The organism is Haloarcula sp. CGMCC 1.2071 (assembly GCF_037078445.1).
GTDB classification, from domain to species: Archaea; Halobacteriota; Halobacteria; order Halobacteriales; family Haloarculaceae; genus Haloarcula; species Haloarcula amylolytica.
In genome coordinates this window covers 1-20,295 of record NZ_JAYMGY010000027.1, presented here as the reverse complement: position 1 = coordinate 20,295, position 20,295 = coordinate 1, and the positions used below count along the sequence as shown (strand labels likewise).

Sequence of the window (20,295 nt, the reverse complement as noted above, 5' to 3'; positions counted from 1 at the left end):
CGCCGTATCTCCGAGCCTTTCAGCTCCGCTGTGAACTCTACAGAAAACCAGGTGACGAAGCGCTCAAACATGCTCTCAACGCCGCCCTCTAAAAATCAACAACGTGCTTCACAAGAGCGAAAGAAAAATTATTAATAATCCGCTTCCGCTGACAGAGTTGTTATATTATAAGTCTCGCGTAATTATTTTAGATCACTTTATTGAATGTGCTTTGAACAACAACTATGAGGAATACAATAAGTCAGAGATTAGTGAGAAGACAGGCATCGGTCGTCCGTATATTGTAGAACATATCGATATATTTGAAGAAATGAATGTTGTAAAAGCGGTCGGTGAAAAAATAAATCGATACCGTATTCCGGAAGGCGCTGACCGTGTGCTTGATCATTTTTGTTCGTTGAATAAACGACTCGGGTACGAATTATCTGATAAAGATAATATGGATTCACCTCCACTACAACCTATTGAGCCAGAGTCAGACGCCAATGAACAAAAAAGAAAAATAATTAACAATCCGCTGCTATTGACAGAACTACTCTATAACAAGGCTCCTGTGATCTTCTTAGACTACTTTACTGCATGTGCCGCTGACAACAATCATAAAAAGTATAATAAAACGGAGATAAGTCAATCGACAGGCATCGGTCGCCCATATATCATCGGAATCTCGGATAGGTTTGAAACGATGGGTATCATTGAATCGGTTGGTGAGGACAGAAAAAGATATTTTGTCCCGAAGGATGCCGACTGCGTTCTTGATCGCTTCTGCTCATTAAATAAGCGGTTGGCCCGAGAGTACTGCCAGTCAGTGTCGGATAGGTGAACTATCAGTGTCTTGCTCAGGCTGTCGCCACGAGGTGCTGGTGCCCAGCCTGTGAGGGCGTCGGCTGCAGCGTCAGCCCGGCCAGCGCCAGTTCCCGAAGCACTTCGGGCGGGACGCCCTCGGTGTCACGGAGCACGGCGTCGAGCGTCCAGGCGTCGTATTCCGAGCGCACTGGCGGCGTCGTTTCGACCAGTACAGTCGGGACAGTCTCCCGTAGTGCTTGGGCGGCGCGCCGGACACGCTGGCGGTTCTCGACCGTACAGCGAACGGTCTTACTCATGCATCCAGCCTCCGAGCGAGATCGCCAACGAGCGACCCGCCGACGTGTGGGCCGACAGCCCAGCCGCGTTCGTCCTGTGTGTACTTACACCACTCGCCGAGCGTGTCGTACGGCGTCTCAGCAAGTTGGACTTTCTCGGCGTGGTCTTCGCTGGCAACAACGGCCACGGCGAATTCATACGAGTCCCAGTAGTGGGCCGCACCTTCGCCGTCGACACCGAGGAAAAGCGGGCGGCTCTGGGTGAGCAATTCGCGAACGGTACGTTCCTGTGGGTGTGCGTCGGTCGTGCCGACAGATTTACTAGTCGGCGAAGCAGACTTACTCATGCTTTTCGGCGGAACCGACGCGCCTACGCTGCTGATGACAGCGTGGGCAACTCGTGTTCTCGAAGGCACGAAATCGCCCAGCGGCGCGTCTGTTCCTACTCAATAGTCATGGCTTCCGGCCACTTAGTGATTTCGTCTATAAGTGAGAAAAGTATGTCGCTAGCTGTCGTTGACTTCTCTACGGCCGTCCATCGTAATCATGTAATAAGCCCTCCTACCAGCCTCATCTTTGGGGATTGGTTCTATATCTCCATCATCGAGCGCGGCCTTATTGACGCGCGCGACCAAGCCCTTCTCTTCGAGTTCAGAGAGAATCGTCTGCACAGTTCGATAACTGAAGTGAATCCCCATCTCAGTCTTCATACCACGGAAGATTGCCTTCGGTGGCAGTGCTATTCCGTGATCTGCCATAAATTCAAGAACAGCCTCACGGCGCTCTTCCGGTGGCATACATCCACTGTCGGCCGACATTCTCTTATTTACGCCGATAGGGACTTCTTTTCCCTCAGTAGTGTTCTTGAGCATTTGTTGGTGCTTATTCGCACTAATAGACGCAAAGCACTAAGTGTTTCTGGTGATACATCACTGGATATGCACGACTTACCGGGGAGTGATAGATTCCTAAAGTCGAGCCACCGGGGTTAGGGCCCCGCTGACCCGGTGTCGTGTAGAACGACAATGAATACGAACAGACCCAGTGCACAAAACGATACCGCACAGGATCACCACGAGCGTCGCCTCCAAGCCGCGAAACGACTCCTCGCTAACGCCGACATTGACGCCGCTATCATCGAGTACTGCCAGTCCATCCTTGACCCACCGGGCTACGACCGCAGCTACACCCAAGCACGCCTTGACGCCTGCGCAGCCCGACTTGCACTGGCCCAGACTGAGCACACCACTAGACGGACACGGGAAGCCAGACAGATACTACTCGCCGTCAGCAGAGGCCCACAATGAGTGCGCACCAATCAAACCGCCCGGCCTACCTCCATGGGCACCCGCATCTGGCCGCCCAGCCACTCGAAGACTCCACGGTACCAGCCACAACTGGACTCCTACCGCCAGCGGAGCGCGACCGGTGAACCCAGCGCCACGCTGGTCCGGGCGACGACAGCACATACAGACTGCTAGTCGCCGGCGCAGTGCCACGACACAAATCCACTAGACGGAGCGGGGTTGCCACGAGCCAACCACTCGTCCAGAAAGCGCCAGCTACGTCACCAATAGCCCGTGCTGAGGTCAGCACTGCTCGGTTCGATTCCGAGCACGGGTCCTGTGGTCACAATGCCACGACAAACAAACCCCGACGACGACAACGAGACCGATCAAGCCCTTGCCGACCATCTCGACATGGATATCGGACAGGCTGAGATGGATACCGACGAACTCCAGACGCTCATCAACGACCTCGACGGCGACGTGTCACCCCTCGTTTCGAGTGTTCTTGAGACGCTGGTCGCGACTATCGATGACCTCCACGAACGCGTCACCGAACTAGAGGCCGACCTCGAACAGACCCACGAGGTTGCCACCACAGCGGTCGGTGACGCCGCCACGAACAACCAGCGCCTCGACGATCTCGAAGCAAAGCAGGAGACCACCCGCGATGTCGCCAAGAGTGCCATCGCCAAGGCCCAGCAACTCGAAGCCGATACCGACCACCAGGAGGACGCCGAACAGCTCCCCGAGGGGATCGAACCCAGCACCTCGCCGCTGGATTTCTTCGCGAATTGCCGCCAATCGAAGGTCAAGACGATGTTCGTCGAACGCTCGAACCGCCAGAACACCTATCGCGCCATCAGCATCGCCAAGCGCTGGCCAGAGTTTGCCACGAAGCGAACCGACGGCAGCGGCGTCTTCATGACCAAGAGTGATATACAGACGGCCCTGACCGCCGAACTCGGGAAGGAACCTCATCGCCAGACGATCAAGCGCGTCTGGGAGACACTGGTCGAGATTGGCGGCGACGATGTCGTCGAAAAAACCCGGCAGGTCGGCCGGGATCAGACCCAAACCGAGATCCTCGCGATGGATATGGCGACCGCTGAGGGACTGCTTGAAAAACGCTACATCGGTCTCGATCTGTTGGAGAACAGCGACCACAAGGCCGCCACAGGTGGCGTCACACCCGTTGTGGTGGAATCATCGCCCTAACCCTGTGACACTCACCGGATAGGACGCGAACCGACACTGAATCGACGCTACTGGACGCGGTGGTACGTGCCCTGCCGCCGTCGACGCCGCTGTTTGCTAGCTGCAGCAACCGGGAGCGACCCCCTGTTGTCAGAAGTGTAGTGAGTAATCGTAACACGAACGAAGCGACCACGGCGATTCCAGTGGTCACAACGGGTGTGACAGATCCATCTTGGTACTGGTCTGGATCGCCTGCCTGTTCGGATATGGCTGATCGGGTTTCTCTGGAACGCCTCTCACCCGGCGGAGGCTCACAAAATATGGGCGAGTTCCCTTGCTGTCAGACTAGGATTGCTCTAGTGGCTCGACCCACTCGGGAGCGCAATCGTGTGTGCCGCCGTAGATCGAGCGCTCGGGATACTGGCCGTCGGCAGCCTCGACAGCGACGATCACGTTGCCGCCGGAGCGCGAAATCTCTGTAACGGTTCCGACGACTACATCGAGTGGGCCGTCTCCCTCGGTCCAGTCGGCTCGAACGTGGTCGCCGCGGTCGAAGTCATACTCCTCGAAGGAAGGTGCTGTCGTACTCATGATCTCCTCCGGCTCCGAGGGAGACACAAAATGGCTCGGATACCAGCCAGAGCGCTGATACTGCTTGCCGAGAGAAGAAGAACTGATTACCGAATTGCGGGTCCGGAAACCCGATGGCTGGACGACCGTCTCGTTTCCCGATGAAGTTGCGACGATCTCGGTTGTCGGTGGGAAGGTCGACGGCCAGCTGTACCTGACTCTCACCGCCGAACGGGAGGATGGTCCCCGTCTCGTCGAACTCGGTATTCTTGATATCGCCCCCCGAGAGACTGGTCCCCGTCGCTGATTCCCGTCATCCGTGGGACAGCATCCTCCAGAGGTATCGTTCCGTCACCGTATGGGCAAGTCATCAAACCTGCCGTCCCTGCGGACCGTCACCCGTCTTCCGCGGGCGTCGGCGTGACGACGAAGGGATCAGCCCTCAAAGCGGTCGTGTCCGGATTGAGCTCTATATCAGTTCATAATTAACACTGAGGAGCGCTCTCCAAGATGAGCGCACCGAGAACGTGTTTTATACCCCTTGATTGAGCGCCCTGTCTTGGCACAATCTAATGATTCTCAACAGAGCCCAGTAAATCAATGCCATACCCACGCTGTCCCCGACTCATAGAGTGAATTTAGGGGAATATTCATACGGGTTGAGTCTACTGATTGACGTGTGTATCAGTTTACTCCTGACGAAATAGATAGAGATCGCGCCCATCACCAAGCGGTGAAGCAGGGCGCAGATAATGTTGATGTGAAGCGTATCGGAAATCTTGGGGAAATCGCGTTTGAGCAGTTCTGTCGAGAGTACCTCCCAGCGGAGATGTGGGAATGGGAGAACGAGGATGCGATTCGACGGTGTAACCCAGAGAGCTACTCTGGTCACGATTTCGAGGTTTTTGACTATAATATCGACGTCAAGACCTCTCGGGACGTTTCGTCGTTCCTGCCTGAGACGCTCGTTGAGAAAGATTCTGAAGATGATATTATTGTTATGGCCTGGCATCGAGACAACGAGGATAGTTTGATTCTGCTCGGCTGGGAGCACGTCGAAACGCTCGAATCGAAGGTTGAGACAGAGGAACAGTTCTCTGGTAACTCTCCTGAGAAACTCGAACACTTGGCAACTCGACCAATGAACGATCTCCAGGACCTCGGGCCGAACACCGCAAATATGAATCAAACTCCCGAGAATCCGTTCCAGCCGGGAGATCGCGTCCAGAAGTGCGACGACGAAGATGCATCAGTGGGTGTTGTAATTGAGGTTCTCCCCCCAGAAACGTAGGTCGAACTGTATGGACAAGAACTCGATGGAGAAGCTGTCAGGGTAGCATTCCCGAGTTCACTTGATGAGGGGCCCGGTGACTGGAGAGATATTTCACCGGCCCTGCTCTCATCATACTGCGATGATCAGGATATCAGCCTCTATACGTACAAGCATGAGAATCTGAAATTCGCCGAAAATCCGTTCACAGTCGGTGATTACGTCATCAAATTCTCACACGATGATCCCGATCTTGCGGTCGTAACCGAGGTAGATGGGTACGATGTTACTGTAGTCTATGAGGGCCCGAAGGGGGATGAGGTCATCCCAGCGAATCTGAGCGAGCACTGTCAAAAGGAGGGTCTATCCACATACCAGTATCCGGAGGAAGAGTTAGAGTTCGTCAACCTGAACAGTCTCTAAGCAACAACAATACCTACCCTCTGAGCTTTTGACCGGACTTTGGCACTGGGATTGTCCCGCCGCTCCGCTTGTGAGCGTGCGTTCACAAGCTCGCTCGGCCACCCACGTAAGGAGGTTCCACTCCTATGAAGATAGCCTTCAGCGCGGAGCGTATTGTGTACTCACTTCGCGACTGTAGACTCGGCCATTGATGTATCAGCCGACTTCGTCAACAACGAATGTTCTTCGAGTGTCACGGTTCCCGGTGAGAGGTGTCGGTGACTCATGCATTGAGGAAACGTAGTGCTCAGCACCTTCCTATACCTTGGAATTCGAGGCCACCCGTACGTCGTCCGAGGCAATGTTTCAGGCGCTTTTGAATTCCGCAAGTGAGTGATTCTGACTATCAGTATTCCACTTACCGATCTGGATCAATTCAAACCCATCGACAGAAGTCGCAAGTGCGTCAGCGACTTGTGTCCGAACCGCAGTAGAAAGGCTCTCTACAGGGATCGCAGTGAGCGTGTGCTGAGTGAGGGCGTAACTGGTGGCAAGGCTTGTTGGAGCAACGACCACGACGTCCGACCCATCAGCGTTGTCGAGTGCAATTTGTGCATCTCGGTGCTGGAGCACTATCGCGTCCAATTCATCGACAGGAAAGAGACAGTCAGCTGCACCATACTCAATACTCGCCCCCGCTGACTCGAAATGTCCACTGAGCATATACAGTTCATAATATATGCTCTAGAGACATTAATTTTGGGGTAGATGAGCACCCCAGTCTGTCGCAGATGCACTGATACATTCCGTTGAGTTAACTTATCCAGCATAATGGAGATCAGGGGATGACCACTCCCTACTGAAGATACACTCCCATACCCTATCAACAAAGATTCTGTCGTACTCATGCTCTCCTCTGGCTCCGAGAGAGACACAAAATATCTCGTATGCCAGCCAGAGTGCTGATGGGTTTCGCTGAGAGAAGAAGAACTGATGACCGAATTGCGGGTCCGGAAACCCGATGGCTGGACGACCGTCTCGTTTCCCGACGAAGTCGGTATAATCTCAGTTGCTGGTGGGAAGGTCGACGGCCAGCTGTGCCTGACCCTCACCGCCGAACGGGAGGACGGTCCCCGTCTCGTCGAAACCGGTATTCTCGACGTCGACAAACGTGACGAGCACTTGCTGGAGAATACATTGCCCCGGACCGAGAACGGGACGAGTGTCGTTCTGGATCGGCTACTGCCGGATTAGTAGCCCCTGTCCATACAGTTTCTTTATCCACCACAGGGTGTGAAACAACTGCTCCGTAAGTCTCCATATGGAACAGTGGCACGAAACCACTTTGACGGGAGGTATAAGATGCTTGAGTTACATTTTCACCCCATGCCTAGCGATGCAGACCTGTTTGAAGCCAATATGGCATCGTTCAAGGAATTCGTTGATGATGATGGCCATCACTTCTATGTGATGAAATTCGAAGATGATAGTGGGCGAGTCTTCAAGAAACAGCCAAGTGACGATAGTCGCTCGATGGCGGAATTCAAACTTCGTGACCAATACACAAAAGACGCCATGCGAAAGATTGCGTCGTCAACTGATTTCGAATTCGACGAAAGCGCAAATACACAGCAAAACCTGCGGAATCTACTGACCGATCAAGAGTAAGGTTTCGTCCAGATCTGAATTATAGGTTCTCTATACTGACCATTCATAGAGAACCGAAGCGGTAGCTGTGAACGGGTCTATGACACGCTGTGTCTTCACAACAACCGTTACGCTCTGCCGACACGACAGCTACCGTTCCCACGGGAAGAAGCCATTCCGCTCGCGATAGGCACCGATCTGGTCCTGAAACTCTTGTTCCTGAAAGTCTGGCTCGTCGCCGTGGATGTCTTCGGGTGAGACGCCGTCAGGAAGATGCTCGTAGTCCGTGACGTCCTCCGTGTCATCTTCCTGTTCGGGTTCGTGTCGGTGCTGTCCACACTCCCTGCAGGTCCAGATCAGCCGGTCAAGGTGTGAGTGGCACTCGAAGCCATCGAGCCCGTGAGATTCGTGTCCCGTCACGGCGCCACACTGGCGACAGTAGAATCCGATGCCGATTATCTCCGGTTCGGCTCTTGCCTGATGGCGCTGCACGACGCCGGGAACAAGCCAGTACATCCCATCATCCTCTCGGAACTCGGTCAGAATCTGCTGGAACTCTGAGCGGTCGGTGACTGGCGACCCGTCCTCGAGATAGACTCGTGGCTGGACGTCGGACCCGTCCCAGTTGGTCTGTTCGTCGGCTGTCTCCAAGAGCGCCTGTGCGGGTTCCTCGTCGATCGTGGTTTCGGTCGGCAGATCGGGCCAGCCCTGCGTGAGAGTGGCGGCTGGCTCCGTCCCGAAGGCTGCTCGGCACTTCACGGTTCCATGAGAGACATCCTCGCCACTCGCGATGCTGTCGGAGACGGAGAAGGCCGCAGCGCCGAGGGCTCGTGCATGGAAGTCGGTGTTCGCTTCGACGAGTGCGAGTACTACCCGGCCGAACGTCCACTCCCCAAGTGGGCTGCTATCCTGATCGTCGAGCGAAGTCTCTGAGATGCCGGTTTGAGGACAGAACGGACACTGGCGTTCACCACGGGGAATATCCTGTCCACAGGTCCGACAGATGCGAGTATCATCCTCTGCACGATTGGGATATCTGGTGGATTCGAGGACCCGTTCCCGTCCGTTCCCTCTTGTTTCAGGGTCAGAACTTGCTGCACCGCGGATATCAGCGGGATCGTACTCAGGATTCCGGTCAGTCACACGCTTGGTTGCGTTCGTCATCGTATTTAAACCCCGGCCCGGAGGGAAGCACAAACCGACAGAGACCGAGACAGGACGAGTTGGCCACTCGCCGCCTGTGTTATCCACTACCACATCACCGTCCATATCGCCGAGTCGATGATTCGGCTACTACAGCGCTCTCAGCCACTACAGGCAGACCGAACAGGTCTCCCGGATGGTGTACGTCGTCACACCACTCGGGCACAAAGCCGAGTGATTCACAGCGCCTTGTTTCGCGTCACGACGGTCATAGAGCAGAAATTCTTCGGCTTTGAGCCGACGTCTATCGAGGGGACGACCGTTCAGCTCAGCGATTTTGAGAAACCATTGGTTGACTGTGCGGACCACCCCCAGGTTCTACGGTGTCCGTCGAGAACTCGCAACCGTGATTCGAACCAACCGCGAGAAATTCTCGAAAATCGGTGCGATGCGTTCCGCCAAGATGCTCTCAAGGCCGATGTGATTCCGCTCATGGCGGCGTTCGCTGTACAAAGTCTCGGTGACGCACGGAAGACGATCGATCCTCATCGTCGGTTTTCGCCGTTCTCCTCTAGTTACCCCTTCCCTTTTCCCATGGTTTTACACATCGATGACGGAGGGGGAGGAGTGTGACCGTGGTTCTCAACTGAAAATCATTCGTAGCTCGTCACTGAAAATCGGTTAGCTCTGGCTCACGTACCCCTGAGAGTTCTTGTTGAATATCCGTGCGATCCCATCCCAGCGGAGAGAGAACACTCTCTATCGCCCGAACGAGTTGCGTCTCGTAGTACGACGCATCGTACGACTCGATCTCCTCGTGAGCCAATTCGACCCGTTCTCGCGAACTCTTCTCGTCGTCGACGACCACGTACTCAATGTCCTGTCCCGGATGGACGGCGAGGTCCTGCTCCCGAGCACGTTTTAACGCGGCCACGTTCTGTGTGTTCTGCGTGTAGCCCTCCAGCGGCTTGGAGACACGATTCCGTTCGACGAGTTGCTCGACCGGCACTGTTCCAGCGTAGAGGCGCTTGATCGCATCATGGAGACAATTGAGTACGACGTCCGGAGATCGAGTCGCATCGAGCCGTTCGAGACAGTCCAGTTGGACGTCCTTGATGAACGGTGGGGTCGAGCGCTGGCGAGCCTCGATACCGCGTATCTTGAACTCGTCGTCACCGGCGACCTTCCCGAAGTACTTCGTTAGCGCGCCGGCGTTGTTCTCGCGCTGCGGCACGAACGCCACCCAGTCATAGTGGGCCTCGTGTTCGAGCCGAATCTCGACGCAGTCGGTGATCTCCGTCGCGAGCGTCTGGAGTTCCTCGCGGTCATCGTCGTCGACGCCGGGGTCCGGCGTCACCCAGATGGAGTCGACGATGCCGTGAACGACCCGCCAGCCGCCGGCCTCCAGCCGCTGTTTCGCCGTCAGCAGAATCTCGCGAGCGAACGCGTTGATTGCCTCGTGGCACTCGATGCGGCCGAACTTCGCGTTGCTGAACCCCTGATACCCGAAGCAGGCGACGAGAATCCACTTCAGCGCTCCCGATTGCCCCTCGAGTTCCGCCAGCCGGTCCTCGTCGGGGTTGTCCCGTTCATTCTCGCGACGGATGGCCGCCTTGATTTCGTCGCGTGCGTCGATGATCGGCTGTAGGACGTCGACGAGATAGCCCCGGTCGTCGCAGATTGAGTACCCGAGGCCGGGGACGTCATCGCGGTCGCTGTGGCAGTCACACCGGATGACGTCCGGTGAGACGTTCCGGGTACAGATGATGTTCGGGTACAGCGAGGAGAAGTCGAGTTCGTGCACGTTCTCGTGGAGGCCGACCTCGGGCGCGAAGATGAAGCCGCCGCGGTCGGCATCGTGGAGCGTCCCCATCGGTTTGAAAAATTCGTGGCGCCAGGAGTGCCACGGGACGAGCACACCTCGGTTGTGGGCTTCACAGATTTGGATCGCGGTAAGGACGTTCCCAATCGACGCCCAAGCGAGTTCCTGGACGGGCTTTTTGGAGCGTGACACAAGGTCGAGGACGCCGTCGAGGTTCGTCTCCCCGTAGAAGAACGTGTTTGACTCGTCGATGATCGCCCGGCCGGGCACGTTGTACCGCGCTGGCGAGTGACCGACGCGGCCGTAGCTCGAGTACGTCGACCGACTTGCGAGCTGCTGGTAGTCGATGTCCGGCCACCGACTCAGCGAGAAGTCGTCGACGCCGGCGTGTGTCGCCATCTCGTACAGGGTTGGGACAATCTCGCTCGTCGAACAGACCAGAATATCCGGGTCGTGTGCCTTGATTCTCTCATGGACTGCGCTCAAGATCTGTTCTGGCGGTCCCGTAACGCTCTGGCCAGCGACTTCCAATTCCGTGTATGTGTCCGTGCTTGTCTCGGCAACTGGGACACTAAGTCGGAGTGTGGATAGCTCTGTTGTCGGTGTTGGATCGATATCGTTCTCCATACAGTAGCGAAACTCCCGTGAAAAATCGACATTGAAGCATGCCAGGTCCCCAATCGGAGACCTGCCTACTTGACGCGCCTGTCGAGCAAGTGGTGTGACTCGATCAATGTGGCTGACGTCAACAGCGAGGACACGCTCGCTCTCACGACGGAAACTCGGCTGCCGAGAAACGATCTCCGCTGCGACGACATCTGGGTGCCGTTCGTACAGTGTGTGTAATGACGTGAGGTCGACATCAGCAGCCGGTGACCGCTGTGCGACGTAGAAACGAGGCGTGTAGTCGTTCCGCTCAGTCATAACGGCACCGTCGCTCGTCGCGTCCCATTCGAGTATCCGACCATCATCAAGGAAGTCAACAGTGAATGGCATCGTTACTCGACTTGTTCGTCCGGTTCACTCACCGGGTCAGCCTGAGCCGTGATTGCCTCTTCAAGCGCATCGAGACGCTCTTCATGTGCGTCAAGCCTGGCTTCCTGTTCGAGGTCAATACTAAATAACGCCGGTAGCAGCGGGTTCTGGTGGTTTAGCAGCCCGCTCGCATCAGCATGGGTGCGAGCATACTCAAACAGCGTCTTGAAGCGCGGTTGGTCACGGCGTCGGAGTGCTCGTTGGAAGTCCGCCCAGCGTTCTTCGATGGCCCGGAGCGCATCCCGATACGTCGGGTTTGTGCGCCCCATCGCTATCGCTCCCCAGCACTGACGGCGGTCCAAGCATCGAGTAATGGGTCTGTAGTGAGCGGTTGTGTCTCGCCGTGGACCGTCACACCTGTGCCAATATCATCCGACGCTCCGGACTTCGGCGCGGGTGACACTGATTCCTGTCTTCCTTGCCAGGCACGGACAGCGAGTAGCTGTCGCCAGTAGCCAAATGTCGTCTGATAGTGCGTGCCATTTTCAACGGGGTAGACTAATGTCTCGAACTCGTCACCGACGAACCGCGGACCAAGCTTAGTTTGCTCACATTTCAGATGCTGGTCAGCCACTGTTTCGACGGGTGAGGTAAACGTATCAGTCGTAGTGCGTGTCACCAGAACCGGCACGTCGTATCCCTCTGCGTAGGTGGTCACCTGTGCGAGGGTCCGTGCCTGCAGTGTCTTTGCATGACGTTGCCCAAGCGTGTCATCGGTCCGATACAGCGTGTCAATCGCTGGAACAACAATGAGTGATGGAGTGTGTTGGGACGACTCTCCGTCGTCTCCGCTCGAACGGTGACGATGCATTCCGTCATCAGCAGTTGACTTCTGGATCGATTGATTGACTGCTGTCTGGAGATCACACACTGCGCCGTAATGCTGGTATGCAGTGAATCCTCGTGCGACATGGATTCGGTCAAGCAATCGCTGGCTGGGCGTGAGACGGGCTAAGATAGTTGTCGTTGCGTGGCCATTGGCATCGACCCAGAACGCTGGTCCGTCGTGCATAAGCAAGTGATCAAGTACGAGTGATTGGAGAACTGGAACACCTCGGCCACCATCGATATCTAAGAGAGTAACACCGGCCTCCAGCGACGGCAAAAGAATATTTTCGCCTCCTTGATCAGATTGTTTGATCAGGTCTCGATTGTGGTCCGCACCACGGGTTGCATGACTGACCGACACCTGCTTCGATAGTGATGCTGTCTTCGACGTGGCGTCTTGATCCATATCAGCATAGAGACAGAGATTTCCGATAAGCGACGGCGTGTGGCTTCCAGATTTCAGGAAACACAGAGTCCAGCGGTTCGACTCAGTCTCTGTCTGGTGGTTTTGTACCTCAAAGCCAGCGTTTCCGAGAGGACTTCAGGAAACGCGAACGGTGACAGGACACATCGTGCAGGAACAGAGCGTACGCGGTTCATTCCTGCCCCGTTCGCTCCTCGGTTCCGACCAGTTGGAACACTCGTCACTCACGGGACGGGCGGAATTCTCTCGCTAAATCGGGATAGACGCCGCTGTGAATGTATGGTATCAGCGGATACCATTCCATGCCTGCTGAGGTTCAACACCCTCTGATGGGTGTTCCAGACACACCACTTACCAGTGTGGCCACCCAATCTAGAGGTACCCTATCTATCATGCTTCCCGAAGAGTCCCCACAGCATCTATCGGACGAACGCGAGGAATATCCGCCGATTCAGTGTGATGCATGCCAGTCCGCGCTGGAGTCTCCTGATGGTCCGCCGTCGTTTTTGCTCCTCGATCAGCTAACAGTCCCACTTGTCGGCTGTACTGATCACTTGGCACAGTTCAAGTCCGTTTGTGGGTATACGACCACAGCCACTGCTGAAATTCTAAACCACAGGCCCGCTGGCGGTGTTGGGTGCCCTAGTTGCCATCTCGCACCGCACTCTCCACAGCAGCCGGTAGTGCAGGTTCAGGATGGGGCCGTCGCTGTGCTCGCATGTCCGAAGCACCAGTCCGAACTCATCACTCGGTTTCATGCGGGACTGGACACACAACAACAGTTGACCGCGCAATTCGACGGGTTATCGTAACGAGCTACTCAGATGCCGTCGGCGAGGACTGAGCAATAACTGTGTATTCCCGATCACGGCTGGATCCATCTGCTTCAAGCAGGTTGTATTGCGTCATCTTGGATAGATATGCCCGAACGGTTCGCTTGGTTCGCGGGTTATCGATCTCCTCCACATAGTGCTCGTGTATCTCGCTCGGCCCGATGGGGCCATGCTCGTGAACGATGTCGTAGACGACCCGCTGGTGCGGTGTGAGTGAATCGAGACTTTTCTGCTGGATCTGGGCGCGGGCATCGTCTGCCGACGAAAGCAGAATATCGTCGGTGATCCGTTCATAATTCTCTCTGTCGGCCTTGCTGGCTGCAGTTCGAAGCATCCCGATTGCGAGACGGGCGTCGCCAGCAGCCGCATCGGCAATCCGATAGAGTTGCTCGTCAGTGATAGCGCCCTCATCAAGCCCCCATGTTACACGAGCGTGCAAGATGTCATAGAGTTGCTCGTCGTGGTACCTGTCCATGCGGACGTGTTCACTGGAACGGAGTCGACTCACCAGCCGGTCGTCAACACGACTGAACAGCTCTTCTTCCTTGTTCGCGATACAGATGATCGCAAACTGTGGGAGGCTGTGTAGATCGTATAGAGCGCTTGGATCTTCGAGCTGGTCAACTTCGTCAAGGATGACGACAGTTCGAGGCCCGTCGTATTGCTGGAGTCGGTCAATGAGTTCGTCGTGCGGTGTTGACTGGCGATGAATATCGATTGTCTTCCCAAGATCGTCGAGAATCTGGTAGAGCGTCCGAAACCTAGTATAGTTACGCCAACAGTTAACATAGGTCGCTTCGACATTGATGACCTCTTCACGCAGGCGTTCAGTGACGAATTGTGAAATACACGTCTTGCCTGTCCCACTGGGGCCTGTAACGATAGCGGTATCAGCGGGGTCCCCGTTTGTAATCGGCTCTAGGACCGTAGAGAGATGATTGACCTCAGCATCGCGATGCTCAACTTCTCGTGGGACGAACCCGGCACGCAGCACGCGAGCATCACGGATCATACCTTACTGTGCAAGTGATTCTGAGCCACATAATAAAAACGTAGCCGGGTCGTTTCCGGAAAGGTGTGTACCTTGTCTGGCTGATATCGTGTCTGACGCCGGCCTATAGCCCAAAACGGACGGAATAGCTAGAACTGTTGCCGGAACTTCCCGGAAACCTTGTGTGTCATAGATATCGCTCATCGCCTCCGGTGGCTGTGGGCTACTCTTCATCATCTGTCGGTGGCCGACTGGATAGCCGATCGAACCGATCTTGCGCCGCTTCCTGTCGCGTTGCTGTTTGCTCCGAACGATAGTCAATCTCAGTGAGTTTTCCATCCGCAACCGTTACTGAAAGAATCGCATTGGCGTGCCTCGAATCCTCGGGCAGCTCAGATGCGTCAATTACTCCATGACCAACCTCAGTCTCGTCCTGTTCGAAAAAGACAGTCGCGAGTCCGTCTTCGATTGAATCGACAACGGCAGTGTACTCACCGTCTGCCACCGCATCTAACTCAGTCATTCGTATGTCTCCTGACGGACGGTGTCCCCGTCACTGTTTCGCACGATAACTGTGTCACCACCGTTGTTCCAGATCGGTGACCCTGACCCCCAGTAGAGATCGGTGTCGCTATCCGTCCCACTACCAGTGTGCAGTGTCACTGTTTCGCCGGCACCCAGCGTGTAACCATTCGCGAACGTGTATGTCCTTCCAGCCTCATCTTCGACCGTCCACCCCGAGAGGTCCAGCGACTCGTCACCGACATTTTCGAACGCCACGTACTCGTCGTTGAGGTTCTCACGGTCATCGCCTTCAGCGTCGGCGTTGATGGCTGCAATCTGTAGCGAGTCGGCAGTAGGCGTCGTCCCACCGTCAGTCGCGACAGTCTCAGTCTGTGTGGTGACTGGGCTGGCATCGAGCCGATTTCGTTCAACGACAGTGCCACTTGTCCCCGGCTCAACGGGTTCGCCGTCACGGATCGCAAGCGGGTCCGTCGGTGCGGCCTGCTGTGTCCGAACCGAGACGCCTGCTCCGTCGCTGACCAGGACGATATCGCCATGGGTTGCCGTCCAGTATGCGGGTATCGACCGGTCATGCAGACGTTGCAGGACCTCGTCTGTGGGATGGCCGTACTGGGAATCGTAGGCGCTGGAGATGACAACTGCCTTTGGCTGAACGGCACTCAGCAGTTCGCCGCTGTTAGAACTCGATGAACCGTGATGGCCGGCCTTTAGAACAGTCGCCTGCAGTTGGTCACCATATTCGTCGACAAGATACGCTTCTTGATCGTCTTCAGCATCACCAGTCAGAAGGAAACTCGTCTCACCGTGAGTGAACTTGAGAACGATACTGTTCTCGTTGCGTCCGTCGTTATCGAGGTAGGGCTCTGGTGGCCCAAGTACCTGTGTATCGACTCCTTCAAACTGTATCGAATCGCCTTCTCTGGTTTCGTACAGCGTGACGTCGTGTTCTTCGACAGCGTCAAGATAGCCTTCGTAGGTCTTTGTGCTCGCAGCGATCCCCGGGTCATAGATTGCGCCGATGCCACTGGCTTCGGTTTCGTAGTACTCGATGATTGCCGCGTTCCCACCGATGTGGTCGGCGTCATTGTGAGAGACAACAAGATGATCGATTCGGTCGATATTGTGTCGCTGCAGATACTGCAGCACGTACTCGCCATCGTCTGTGAAATGACCTGTGTCGATCAACATCGTCTCTCCGGTTGGCCCGACAACGAGCGTACTCACGGACTGGCCGACATTGATATAATGGACTTCGACCGTGCCGTTTGCTGCGGTCGTGGTTTCGGCTGCCGTCGCTGTCAACGTTGGTTCAGGTGTGGAGATATCTGTCGGTGCAGACCCACTACAGCCGGCCAGAAGAAGGATAACTGTAAAAAGAATGATCGTTAGACCGCGCGACTTTGACATGATACGACTCTATGAAGCCAAGCGGCATAGACTCCGTGGCCATGATATCACTGGACATCTGCGATATTTCGATTATATTTCTCCAATCGGTCATTCAGTTGGCAACCTGTTTTCGATCCTTCCGACCGGGCTGTGTTCGATTGTAGCTGACCCTGTCGGCGTAGAGGAAAGAGTTAGAGAGGGATCCCGCGTCTGTGGGCTACTGAACAGTTGGGTCCGACTCCATCGACTCGACCTCGAAGGTCAACAGATGGGACCGGAGTTGTGCGTAGGCCCCGTCACCGTCAGTCGTGACACAGTGCCGATTTGGCCTTGCCTCGCGAGGATCGCCGTCGTTCTCTTGCCACTCCGTCAGCGTGAACTCAAGCGCCTCCAACTCGCTGTCAGCCCCCTCAAAGACGGCCGCGACCGACGGGGTCCCGTGGTTGTCAGCGATGTATGCAACCTCAACAGCGTCGTGGTCGGCGTCAAGTCTCGTCCACCCATCGAGTTTGTCTGGCGGGTCCTCAGCGAACTGGTCGATTTCGCGCTGAGTCAGTTCGGCTTCTGCGGCGTCGCGCCACGCTTGTTTGATATCCTCGGCTTGGGACCGCTCGATCTCCTGAAGGACGTCGCTGTTGATACACTCTCTGGCCCACGTAAGCACCGTCTTGGCCTTTTTGTGCTTCTGTTCGGGTTCGCCGTCCAACTGTCCGAAATTCATCTCTTGGGGCGACATCAAGAGCACTGACGACCGCCAGTAACCGGGGTCAGCATCGCATTCCTCGTCAGCATTTGGAGCCCACGACTCCATCGAGGTCCGGACTTCTTCGTGGTGCCCAAAGCCGGTTCGGACGCCGCCGGCGCGCAGGATTCGTTCTGCGAGGTCGATGGTTCGCTCGCGCTCGTCAGCGGGCGCTTCATCGGGGCGGTCAACGTCGGCGTAGAACGGTAAGCCGACTTTGCTGATGATCGTCTCTTTGTAGTTTGGGATAAGCAGCGGTTCATCGACGAAGATCGGGTCAAACGGTGGTTCGTCTGTCGGCAACATACTGGAAAGCCTCCAGCCATGGAGGCGACACAAAATCGCTACTGGAGTGAGCCTGACCTAGAGGTACTGGTCGGCGGTGTCGCCGTGGTTCGCTTCCAGGGCTTCCCAGTCAGCCATTGCGTCGTATTCTGGTCGAACCTCTCCATCCGAGAGCATATCATCGACGAAGGCTTGTACTTGTTCGTCGATAGAAGCGTTCTGCAGGTCGTGCTCCCGAGCGACAAACTGGATACCACAGATTGTGCGTCCGTCTGCTGCGAGGTGCCAGAGTAGGAGCTTCCGGTTCTGGTAGGTTGCGAGTTCGGTCAGTAATGCGTCGTCTGGTGGATTGGACATCGTGTGAAGCCTCCGACTGCGGGGGCTGCACAAAACGAACATTGTGGGCAATAGCTCAATCGCCTACATGATGTATTAGAACAAACAAGATGCCTGAGTTCGGTTAGATAAACAGATATCTCATGTGGTACAGGGTGGGTGACCTGAATAATTTCAGCTGCGATGTTATCTTTAATCTATCTCTTTCCATGAGAGTTTCCAACGTAAACACGCTACGCAGGCGGCGTAATTCAACTTTGATAGTGTCTGTCTTGCTGTATCGGCCGTGGAGAAGTGGGACCCCCCAGTTTTCACGAGAGTTAATATCGGCCAGTTAACCGGCATTTTGTTGCCCACCCCCCACATTTCACGAGAGTTTAAGAATAGCAGCGCAGATCCTAACTCATGAAATGTGGGGTGTAGTATGAGCAGAGCAGGTCATCAATTGTGTAGTAACTCAGAGAAAGCATGGAGTCCAGACAGTGAGTGAAGAGGGATTGACGGTCTCTCAGGGAATTAAATGAAGAGCAGCGCGGCCGTAGATTCCTATGGATATAACCTACTAGCGATGGATATTGTTTGTTGACGACGATAACTGACCATGAGAAGTTGAGGTCTCCTTGCTGCCTTGCTGAATAGAAGAAACAGGTAGATATCTCCCCCTCCCCCCATATTTCATGAGAGTTGCTGTAGGGGAGGGGAGGGAAGAAATAATGTCTGACGCTTCTTGCTGAAATTCCACTAGAGAATTAAACTGAACCTAACGTGCTACGGATTCTGTTTTCACCCATCTGTATTAAATCTTTCTCTCATTCAGAGTTTCATTTTGCCCCCCTCCCCCCTCTCTAACGATACTCTCGTGAAATCTGGGGGGCGGGGGTTGGTGCAAAACGTCCCAGCTCGTGTGAAAACCGACGCATATATCTCATGAAGCAGTGGGGGCATCTCATGAAACAAATGATTCCCATGAAGCGGTGGTTTTATTTCACATAGATTGTATCTATCGGGTATACGATGGGACTCGAACCGTTCTCTCCTGACTCCACTATCTTCCGAGACGAATCGGTCCTACGGGACGGATATCAACCTGACCGTCTTATTGAGCGTGACACAGAACTTGAGCAGTACCAGAGTGCGCTCAAACCTGTGATTAACGGTGCGCCACCGAAAAACCTATTTTTATATGGCCAGACTGGAGTTGGAAAGACACTATCCTCGAGGATGGTCGTTGAACGACTGATCGAGGATCAGCAAAATATCGACGGTGTTGATGTTCAAGTAATTGAGTTAAATTGCAAATCGCTGAACAGCAGTTACCAGGTGGCTGCAAACCTCATTAATCAATTTCGTCCGCCAACCAAGCAAATCAAACCGACCGGGTATCCGAGCGGGATGATCTACAATATGTTGTTCGATGAGCTGGAAGCACTCGATGCAACACATTGCTTGATCGTACTTGATGAAATTGATGCCATTGGGAATGATGACGACATCCTGTATAAGCTTCCACGGGCGAACGATAACGAGAATGTTGAAGATACACTGGTTGGGGTAATTGGCATCTCGAATGACTTCACGTTCCGCGATAACCTCTCAGCGCGTGTGAAGGACAGTCTCGCTGACGAAGAGATCCATTTTCCACCGTATGATGCGAACGAACTCGGGAACATCTTGAAACAGCGTGCTGGTGAGGCGTTTCACGATACTTCGGCTCAGCGACTTGATGATGGCAGTTATGAGTTACAGTCTGATATTTTGGAGGGCGATGTGATTCCGTTGTGTGCAGCGTTTGCCGCACAAGACTCTGGAAGTGCCCGACAGGCGCTGAAGCGATTGTATAAGGCTGGAGATCTGGCACGAGATGAGGAGTCCAACGTCATCACCGAAGCGCATGTGCGACAGGCAGACGAGATTGTTGAGCGCGATAAAGTGCGCGACGAATTAACTCGCTTGCCAACACAGAGTAAACTGACTCTCTACTCCCTATTACTGTTGGAGCGGGAGGATGAAACGCCGTCCAAGCGTAACCGAATTTATGAGCGGTATGTAATGGCTGCAAAGCGTATCGATGCGGATGTGCGGACTGACAGAACGATTCATGACCGGTTGTCACAGTTGACGCTGAAAGGATTCCTGGACGTAGATGAACAGAATAAGGGCCCCAAAGGCGGCTCATACTATGAGTACGAATTTTCGATTCGCGCGGATTTGGCACAGGAAGTACTTCAAGAGGACGAGCGGCTAGCGGAGTTGTTTGCTACAGATGAGACATCGACGACGCTAGACTCGTTCTGATTCTGTCGTGATCCGGATTAACCAACAACAAGATCGGCTACAATTGGCTGTTGGTAGACTCCTTTTGAAATAATACGCTCTTGGGTAAGCGATTGTTGGTGGCGTCATAGCGCTGTTTCAAGGATGATTTTGAGCGCTTCGTCGCCGGGTTTTCGGCGGACGCATTTTCGAAGCAGTAACGCTCTGAGACAGG

The 20,295-nt window shown here is 54.8% G+C and carries 21 protein-coding genes and 3 pseudogenes; 10 read left to right on the top strand and 14 right to left on the bottom strand.

The features are described 5' to 3' along the window. Positions 1-103 precede the first annotated feature (103 nt). Complete coding sequence (locus VI234_RS20220; protein ID WP_336331080.1) at positions 104-823, top strand: hypothetical protein; 720 nt, start codon at positions 104-106, stop codon at positions 821-823. 16 nt (positions 824-839) lie between these two features. Here VI234_RS20220 and VI234_RS20215 read toward each other — a convergent pair whose 3' ends face one another. From VI234_RS20215 to VI234_RS20205, 3 genes are all read right to left on the bottom strand, one after another. Then, the gene (locus VI234_RS20215; RefSeq protein WP_336331079.1) at positions 840-1,103 is read right to left on the bottom strand and encodes a hypothetical protein; all 264 of its coding nucleotides are present in this window, start codon (positions 1,101-1,103) and stop codon (positions 840-842) included. Next, positions 1,100-1,429, bottom strand: a complete 330-nt coding sequence (locus tag VI234_RS20210) for a hypothetical protein (protein ID WP_336331078.1) — start codon at positions 1,427-1,429, stop codon at positions 1,100-1,102. The genes VI234_RS20215 and VI234_RS20210 overlap by 4 nt, the downstream gene beginning before the upstream one ends. 159 nt (positions 1,430-1,588) lie before the next feature. Then, positions 1,589-1,954 carry a hypothetical protein gene (locus tag VI234_RS20205; RefSeq protein ID WP_005533772.1) on the bottom strand — a complete coding sequence of 122 codons (366 nt, stop codon included), beginning with the start codon at positions 1,952-1,954 and terminating at the stop codon, positions 1,589-1,591. 153 nt (positions 1,955-2,107) lie between these two features. Between VI234_RS20205 and VI234_RS20200 the strand changes: the two genes are divergently transcribed. Then, positions 2,108-2,389, top strand: coding sequence for a hypothetical protein (locus tag VI234_RS20200; protein ID WP_336331077.1), 282 nt, complete (start codon positions 2,108-2,110; stop codon positions 2,387-2,389). 327 nt (positions 2,390-2,716) lie between these two features. Further along, positions 2,717-3,586 (top strand): hypothetical protein, encoded by an 870-nt coding sequence (locus tag VI234_RS20195; protein WP_336331076.1) that lies wholly within the window; start codon positions 2,717-2,719, stop codon positions 3,584-3,586. A gap of 324 nt (positions 3,587-3,910) precedes the next feature. Here VI234_RS20195 and VI234_RS20190 read toward each other — a convergent pair whose 3' ends face one another. Next, a complete protein-coding gene (locus VI234_RS20190; protein ID WP_336331075.1) occupies positions 3,911-4,156 on the bottom strand; it encodes a hypothetical protein in 246 nt (81 codons plus the stop codon). Positions 4,157-4,220: 64 nt separating this feature from the next. Here VI234_RS20190 and VI234_RS20185 point away from each other — a divergent pair, with 64 nt between their 5' ends. Together VI234_RS20185 and VI234_RS21415 are read left to right on the top strand one after the other, a co-directional pair. Continuing rightward, on the top strand, positions 4,221-4,442 hold the full coding sequence (locus VI234_RS20185) for a hypothetical protein (protein ID WP_336331082.1): 222 nt from the start codon (positions 4,221-4,223) through the stop codon (positions 4,440-4,442). Between the two features lie 372 nt (positions 4,443-4,814). Further along, positions 4,815-5,828, top strand: a pseudogene (locus VI234_RS21415) (hypothetical protein). Positions 5,829-6,173: 345 nt separating this feature from the next. Here the strand turns inward: VI234_RS21415 and VI234_RS21410 are convergent. After that, a complete protein-coding gene (locus tag VI234_RS21410; RefSeq protein ID WP_442905048.1) occupies positions 6,174-6,530 on the bottom strand; it encodes a hypothetical protein in 357 nt (118 codons plus the stop codon). A gap of 270 nt (positions 6,531-6,800) precedes the next feature. Here VI234_RS21410 and VI234_RS20175 point away from each other — a divergent pair, with 270 nt between their 5' ends. Both VI234_RS20175 and VI234_RS20170 read left to right on the top strand, forming a co-directional pair. After that, positions 6,801-7,061, top strand: coding sequence for a hypothetical protein (locus tag VI234_RS20175; RefSeq protein WP_336331073.1), 261 nt, complete (start codon positions 6,801-6,803; stop codon positions 7,059-7,061). A gap of 132 nt (positions 7,062-7,193) precedes the next feature. Next, positions 7,194-7,475, top strand: a complete 282-nt coding sequence (locus VI234_RS20170; RefSeq protein ID WP_336331072.1) for a hypothetical protein — start codon at positions 7,194-7,196, stop codon at positions 7,473-7,475. A gap of 129 nt (positions 7,476-7,604) precedes the next feature. On the opposite strand, the gene VI234_RS20165 is transcribed toward VI234_RS20170, so the two are convergent. Beyond that, positions 7,605-8,618 (bottom strand): hypothetical protein, encoded by a 1,014-nt coding sequence (locus VI234_RS20165; protein ID WP_336331071.1) that lies wholly within the window; start codon positions 8,616-8,618, stop codon positions 7,605-7,607. 81 nt (positions 8,619-8,699) lie between these two features. Between VI234_RS20165 and VI234_RS21405 the strand changes: the two are divergent. Both VI234_RS21405 and VI234_RS20160 read left to right on the top strand, forming a co-directional pair. Next, positions 8,700-9,015: pseudogene (locus VI234_RS21405) on the top strand (type IV toxin-antitoxin system AbiEi family antitoxin domain-containing protein); the annotation flags it as partial. Further along, positions 9,006-9,149, top strand: a pseudogene (locus VI234_RS20160) (cell division control protein Cdc6); the annotation flags it as partial. The pseudogenes VI234_RS21405 and VI234_RS20160, both read left to right, overlap by 10 nt. A 115-nt stretch (positions 9,150-9,264) precedes the next feature. Here the strand turns inward: VI234_RS20160 and VI234_RS20155 are convergent. The 8 genes from VI234_RS20155 to VI234_RS20120 form a co-directional block, all read right to left on the bottom strand. Continuing rightward, positions 9,265-11,415 carry a type B DNA-directed DNA polymerase gene (locus VI234_RS20155; protein WP_336331070.1) on the bottom strand — a complete coding sequence of 717 codons (2,151 nt, stop codon included), beginning with the start codon at positions 11,413-11,415 and terminating at the stop codon, positions 9,265-9,267. A gap of 2 nt (positions 11,416-11,417) precedes the next feature. Beyond that, positions 11,418-11,723 (bottom strand): hypothetical protein, encoded by a 306-nt coding sequence (locus VI234_RS20150; protein ID WP_336331069.1) that lies wholly within the window; start codon positions 11,721-11,723, stop codon positions 11,418-11,420. Positions 11,724-11,725: 2 nt separating this feature from the next. Beyond that, entirely contained in the window at positions 11,726-12,688 is a 963-nt protein-coding gene (locus tag VI234_RS20145) for a hypothetical protein (protein ID WP_442905047.1), read from the bottom strand. 834 nt (positions 12,689-13,522) lie between these two features. Next, the gene (locus VI234_RS20140; RefSeq protein ID WP_336331068.1) at positions 13,523-14,551 is read right to left on the bottom strand and encodes a Cdc6/Cdc18 family protein; all 1,029 of its coding nucleotides are present in this window, start codon (positions 14,549-14,551) and stop codon (positions 13,523-13,525) included. A gap of 202 nt (positions 14,552-14,753) precedes the next feature. Continuing rightward, on the bottom strand, positions 14,754-15,053 hold the full coding sequence (locus tag VI234_RS20135) for a DUF3006 domain-containing protein (RefSeq protein ID WP_336331067.1): 300 nt from the start codon (positions 15,051-15,053) through the stop codon (positions 14,754-14,756). After that, on the bottom strand, positions 15,050-16,462 hold the full coding sequence (locus tag VI234_RS20130) for a lamin tail domain-containing protein (RefSeq protein ID WP_336331066.1): 1,413 nt from the start codon (positions 16,460-16,462) through the stop codon (positions 15,050-15,052). Before VI234_RS20130 ends, VI234_RS20135 begins: the two co-directional genes overlap by 4 nt. 199 nt (positions 16,463-16,661) lie before the next feature. After that, complete coding sequence (locus VI234_RS20125; RefSeq protein WP_336331065.1) at positions 16,662-17,492, bottom strand: hypothetical protein; 831 nt, start codon at positions 17,490-17,492, stop codon at positions 16,662-16,664. Positions 17,493-17,549: 57 nt separating this feature from the next. Then, entirely contained in the window at positions 17,550-17,828 is a 279-nt protein-coding gene (locus tag VI234_RS20120; protein WP_336331064.1) for a hypothetical protein, read from the bottom strand. 993 nt (positions 17,829-18,821) lie between these two features. Between VI234_RS20120 and VI234_RS20115 the strand changes: the two genes are divergently transcribed. Continuing rightward, entirely contained in the window at positions 18,822-20,102 is a 1,281-nt protein-coding gene (locus VI234_RS20115; protein ID WP_336331063.1) for a Cdc6/Cdc18 family protein, read from the top strand. The last annotated feature ends 193 nt before the right edge of the window (positions 20,103-20,295 follow it).

Bases quoted from the DNA above. Each gene is read 5' to 3' on its own strand.
- VI234_RS20150 (WP_336331069.1), bottom strand. From the start codon at position 11,723: ATGGGGCGCACAAACCCGACGTATCGGGATGCGCTCCGGGCCATCGAA.
- VI234_RS20215 (WP_336331079.1), bottom strand. From the start codon at position 1,103: ATGAGTAAGACCGTTCGCTGTACGGTCGAGAACCGCCAGCGTGTCCGG.
- VI234_RS20155 (WP_336331070.1), bottom strand. From the start codon at position 11,415: ATGCCATTCACTGTTGACTTCCTTGATGATGGTCGGATACTCGAATGG.
- VI234_RS20130 (WP_336331066.1), bottom strand. From the start codon at position 16,462: ATGTCAAAGTCGCGCGGTCTAACGATCATTCTTTTTACAGTTATCCTT.
- VI234_RS20200 (WP_336331077.1), top strand. From the start codon at position 2,108: ATGAATACGAACAGACCCAGTGCACAAAACGATACCGCACAGGATCAC.
- VI234_RS20165 (WP_336331071.1), bottom strand. From the start codon at position 8,618: ATGACGAACGCAACCAAGCGTGTGACTGACCGGAATCCTGAGTACGAT.
- VI234_RS20195 (WP_336331076.1), top strand. From the start codon at position 2,717: ATGCCACGACAAACAAACCCCGACGACGACAACGAGACCGATCAAGCC.
- VI234_RS20140 (WP_336331068.1), bottom strand. From the start codon at position 14,551: ATGATCCGTGATGCTCGCGTGCTGCGTGCCGGGTTCGTCCCACGAGAA.
- VI234_RS20135 (WP_336331067.1), bottom strand. From the start codon at position 15,053: ATGACTGAGTTAGATGCGGTGGCAGACGGTGAGTACACTGCCGTTGTC.
- VI234_RS20120 (WP_336331064.1), bottom strand. From the start codon at position 17,828: ATGTCCAATCCACCAGACGACGCATTACTGACCGAACTCGCAACCTAC.
- VI234_RS20175 (WP_336331073.1), top strand. From the start codon at position 6,801: ATGACCGAATTGCGGGTCCGGAAACCCGATGGCTGGACGACCGTCTCG.
- VI234_RS20125 (WP_336331065.1), bottom strand. From the start codon at position 17,492: ATGTTGCCGACAGACGAACCACCGTTTGACCCGATCTTCGTCGATGAA.
- VI234_RS20115 (WP_336331063.1), top strand. From the start codon at position 18,822: ATGGGACTCGAACCGTTCTCTCCTGACTCCACTATCTTCCGAGACGAA.
- VI234_RS20170 (WP_336331072.1), top strand. From the start codon at position 7,194: ATGCCTAGCGATGCAGACCTGTTTGAAGCCAATATGGCATCGTTCAAG.
- VI234_RS20210 (WP_336331078.1), bottom strand. From the start codon at position 1,429: ATGAGTAAGTCTGCTTCGCCGACTAGTAAATCTGTCGGCACGACCGAC.
- VI234_RS20190 (WP_336331075.1), bottom strand. From the start codon at position 4,156: ATGAGTACGACAGCACCTTCCTTCGAGGAGTATGACTTCGACCGCGGC.
- VI234_RS20145 (WP_442905047.1), bottom strand. From the start codon at position 12,688: ATGGATCAAGACGCCACGTCGAAGACAGCATCACTATCGAAGCAGGTG.
- VI234_RS21410 (WP_442905048.1), bottom strand. From the start codon at position 6,530: ATGCTCAGTGGACATTTCGAGTCAGCGGGGGCGAGTATTGAGTATGGT.
- VI234_RS20205 (WP_005533772.1), bottom strand. From the start codon at position 1,954: ATGCTCAAGAACACTACTGAGGGAAAAGAAGTCCCTATCGGCGTAAAT.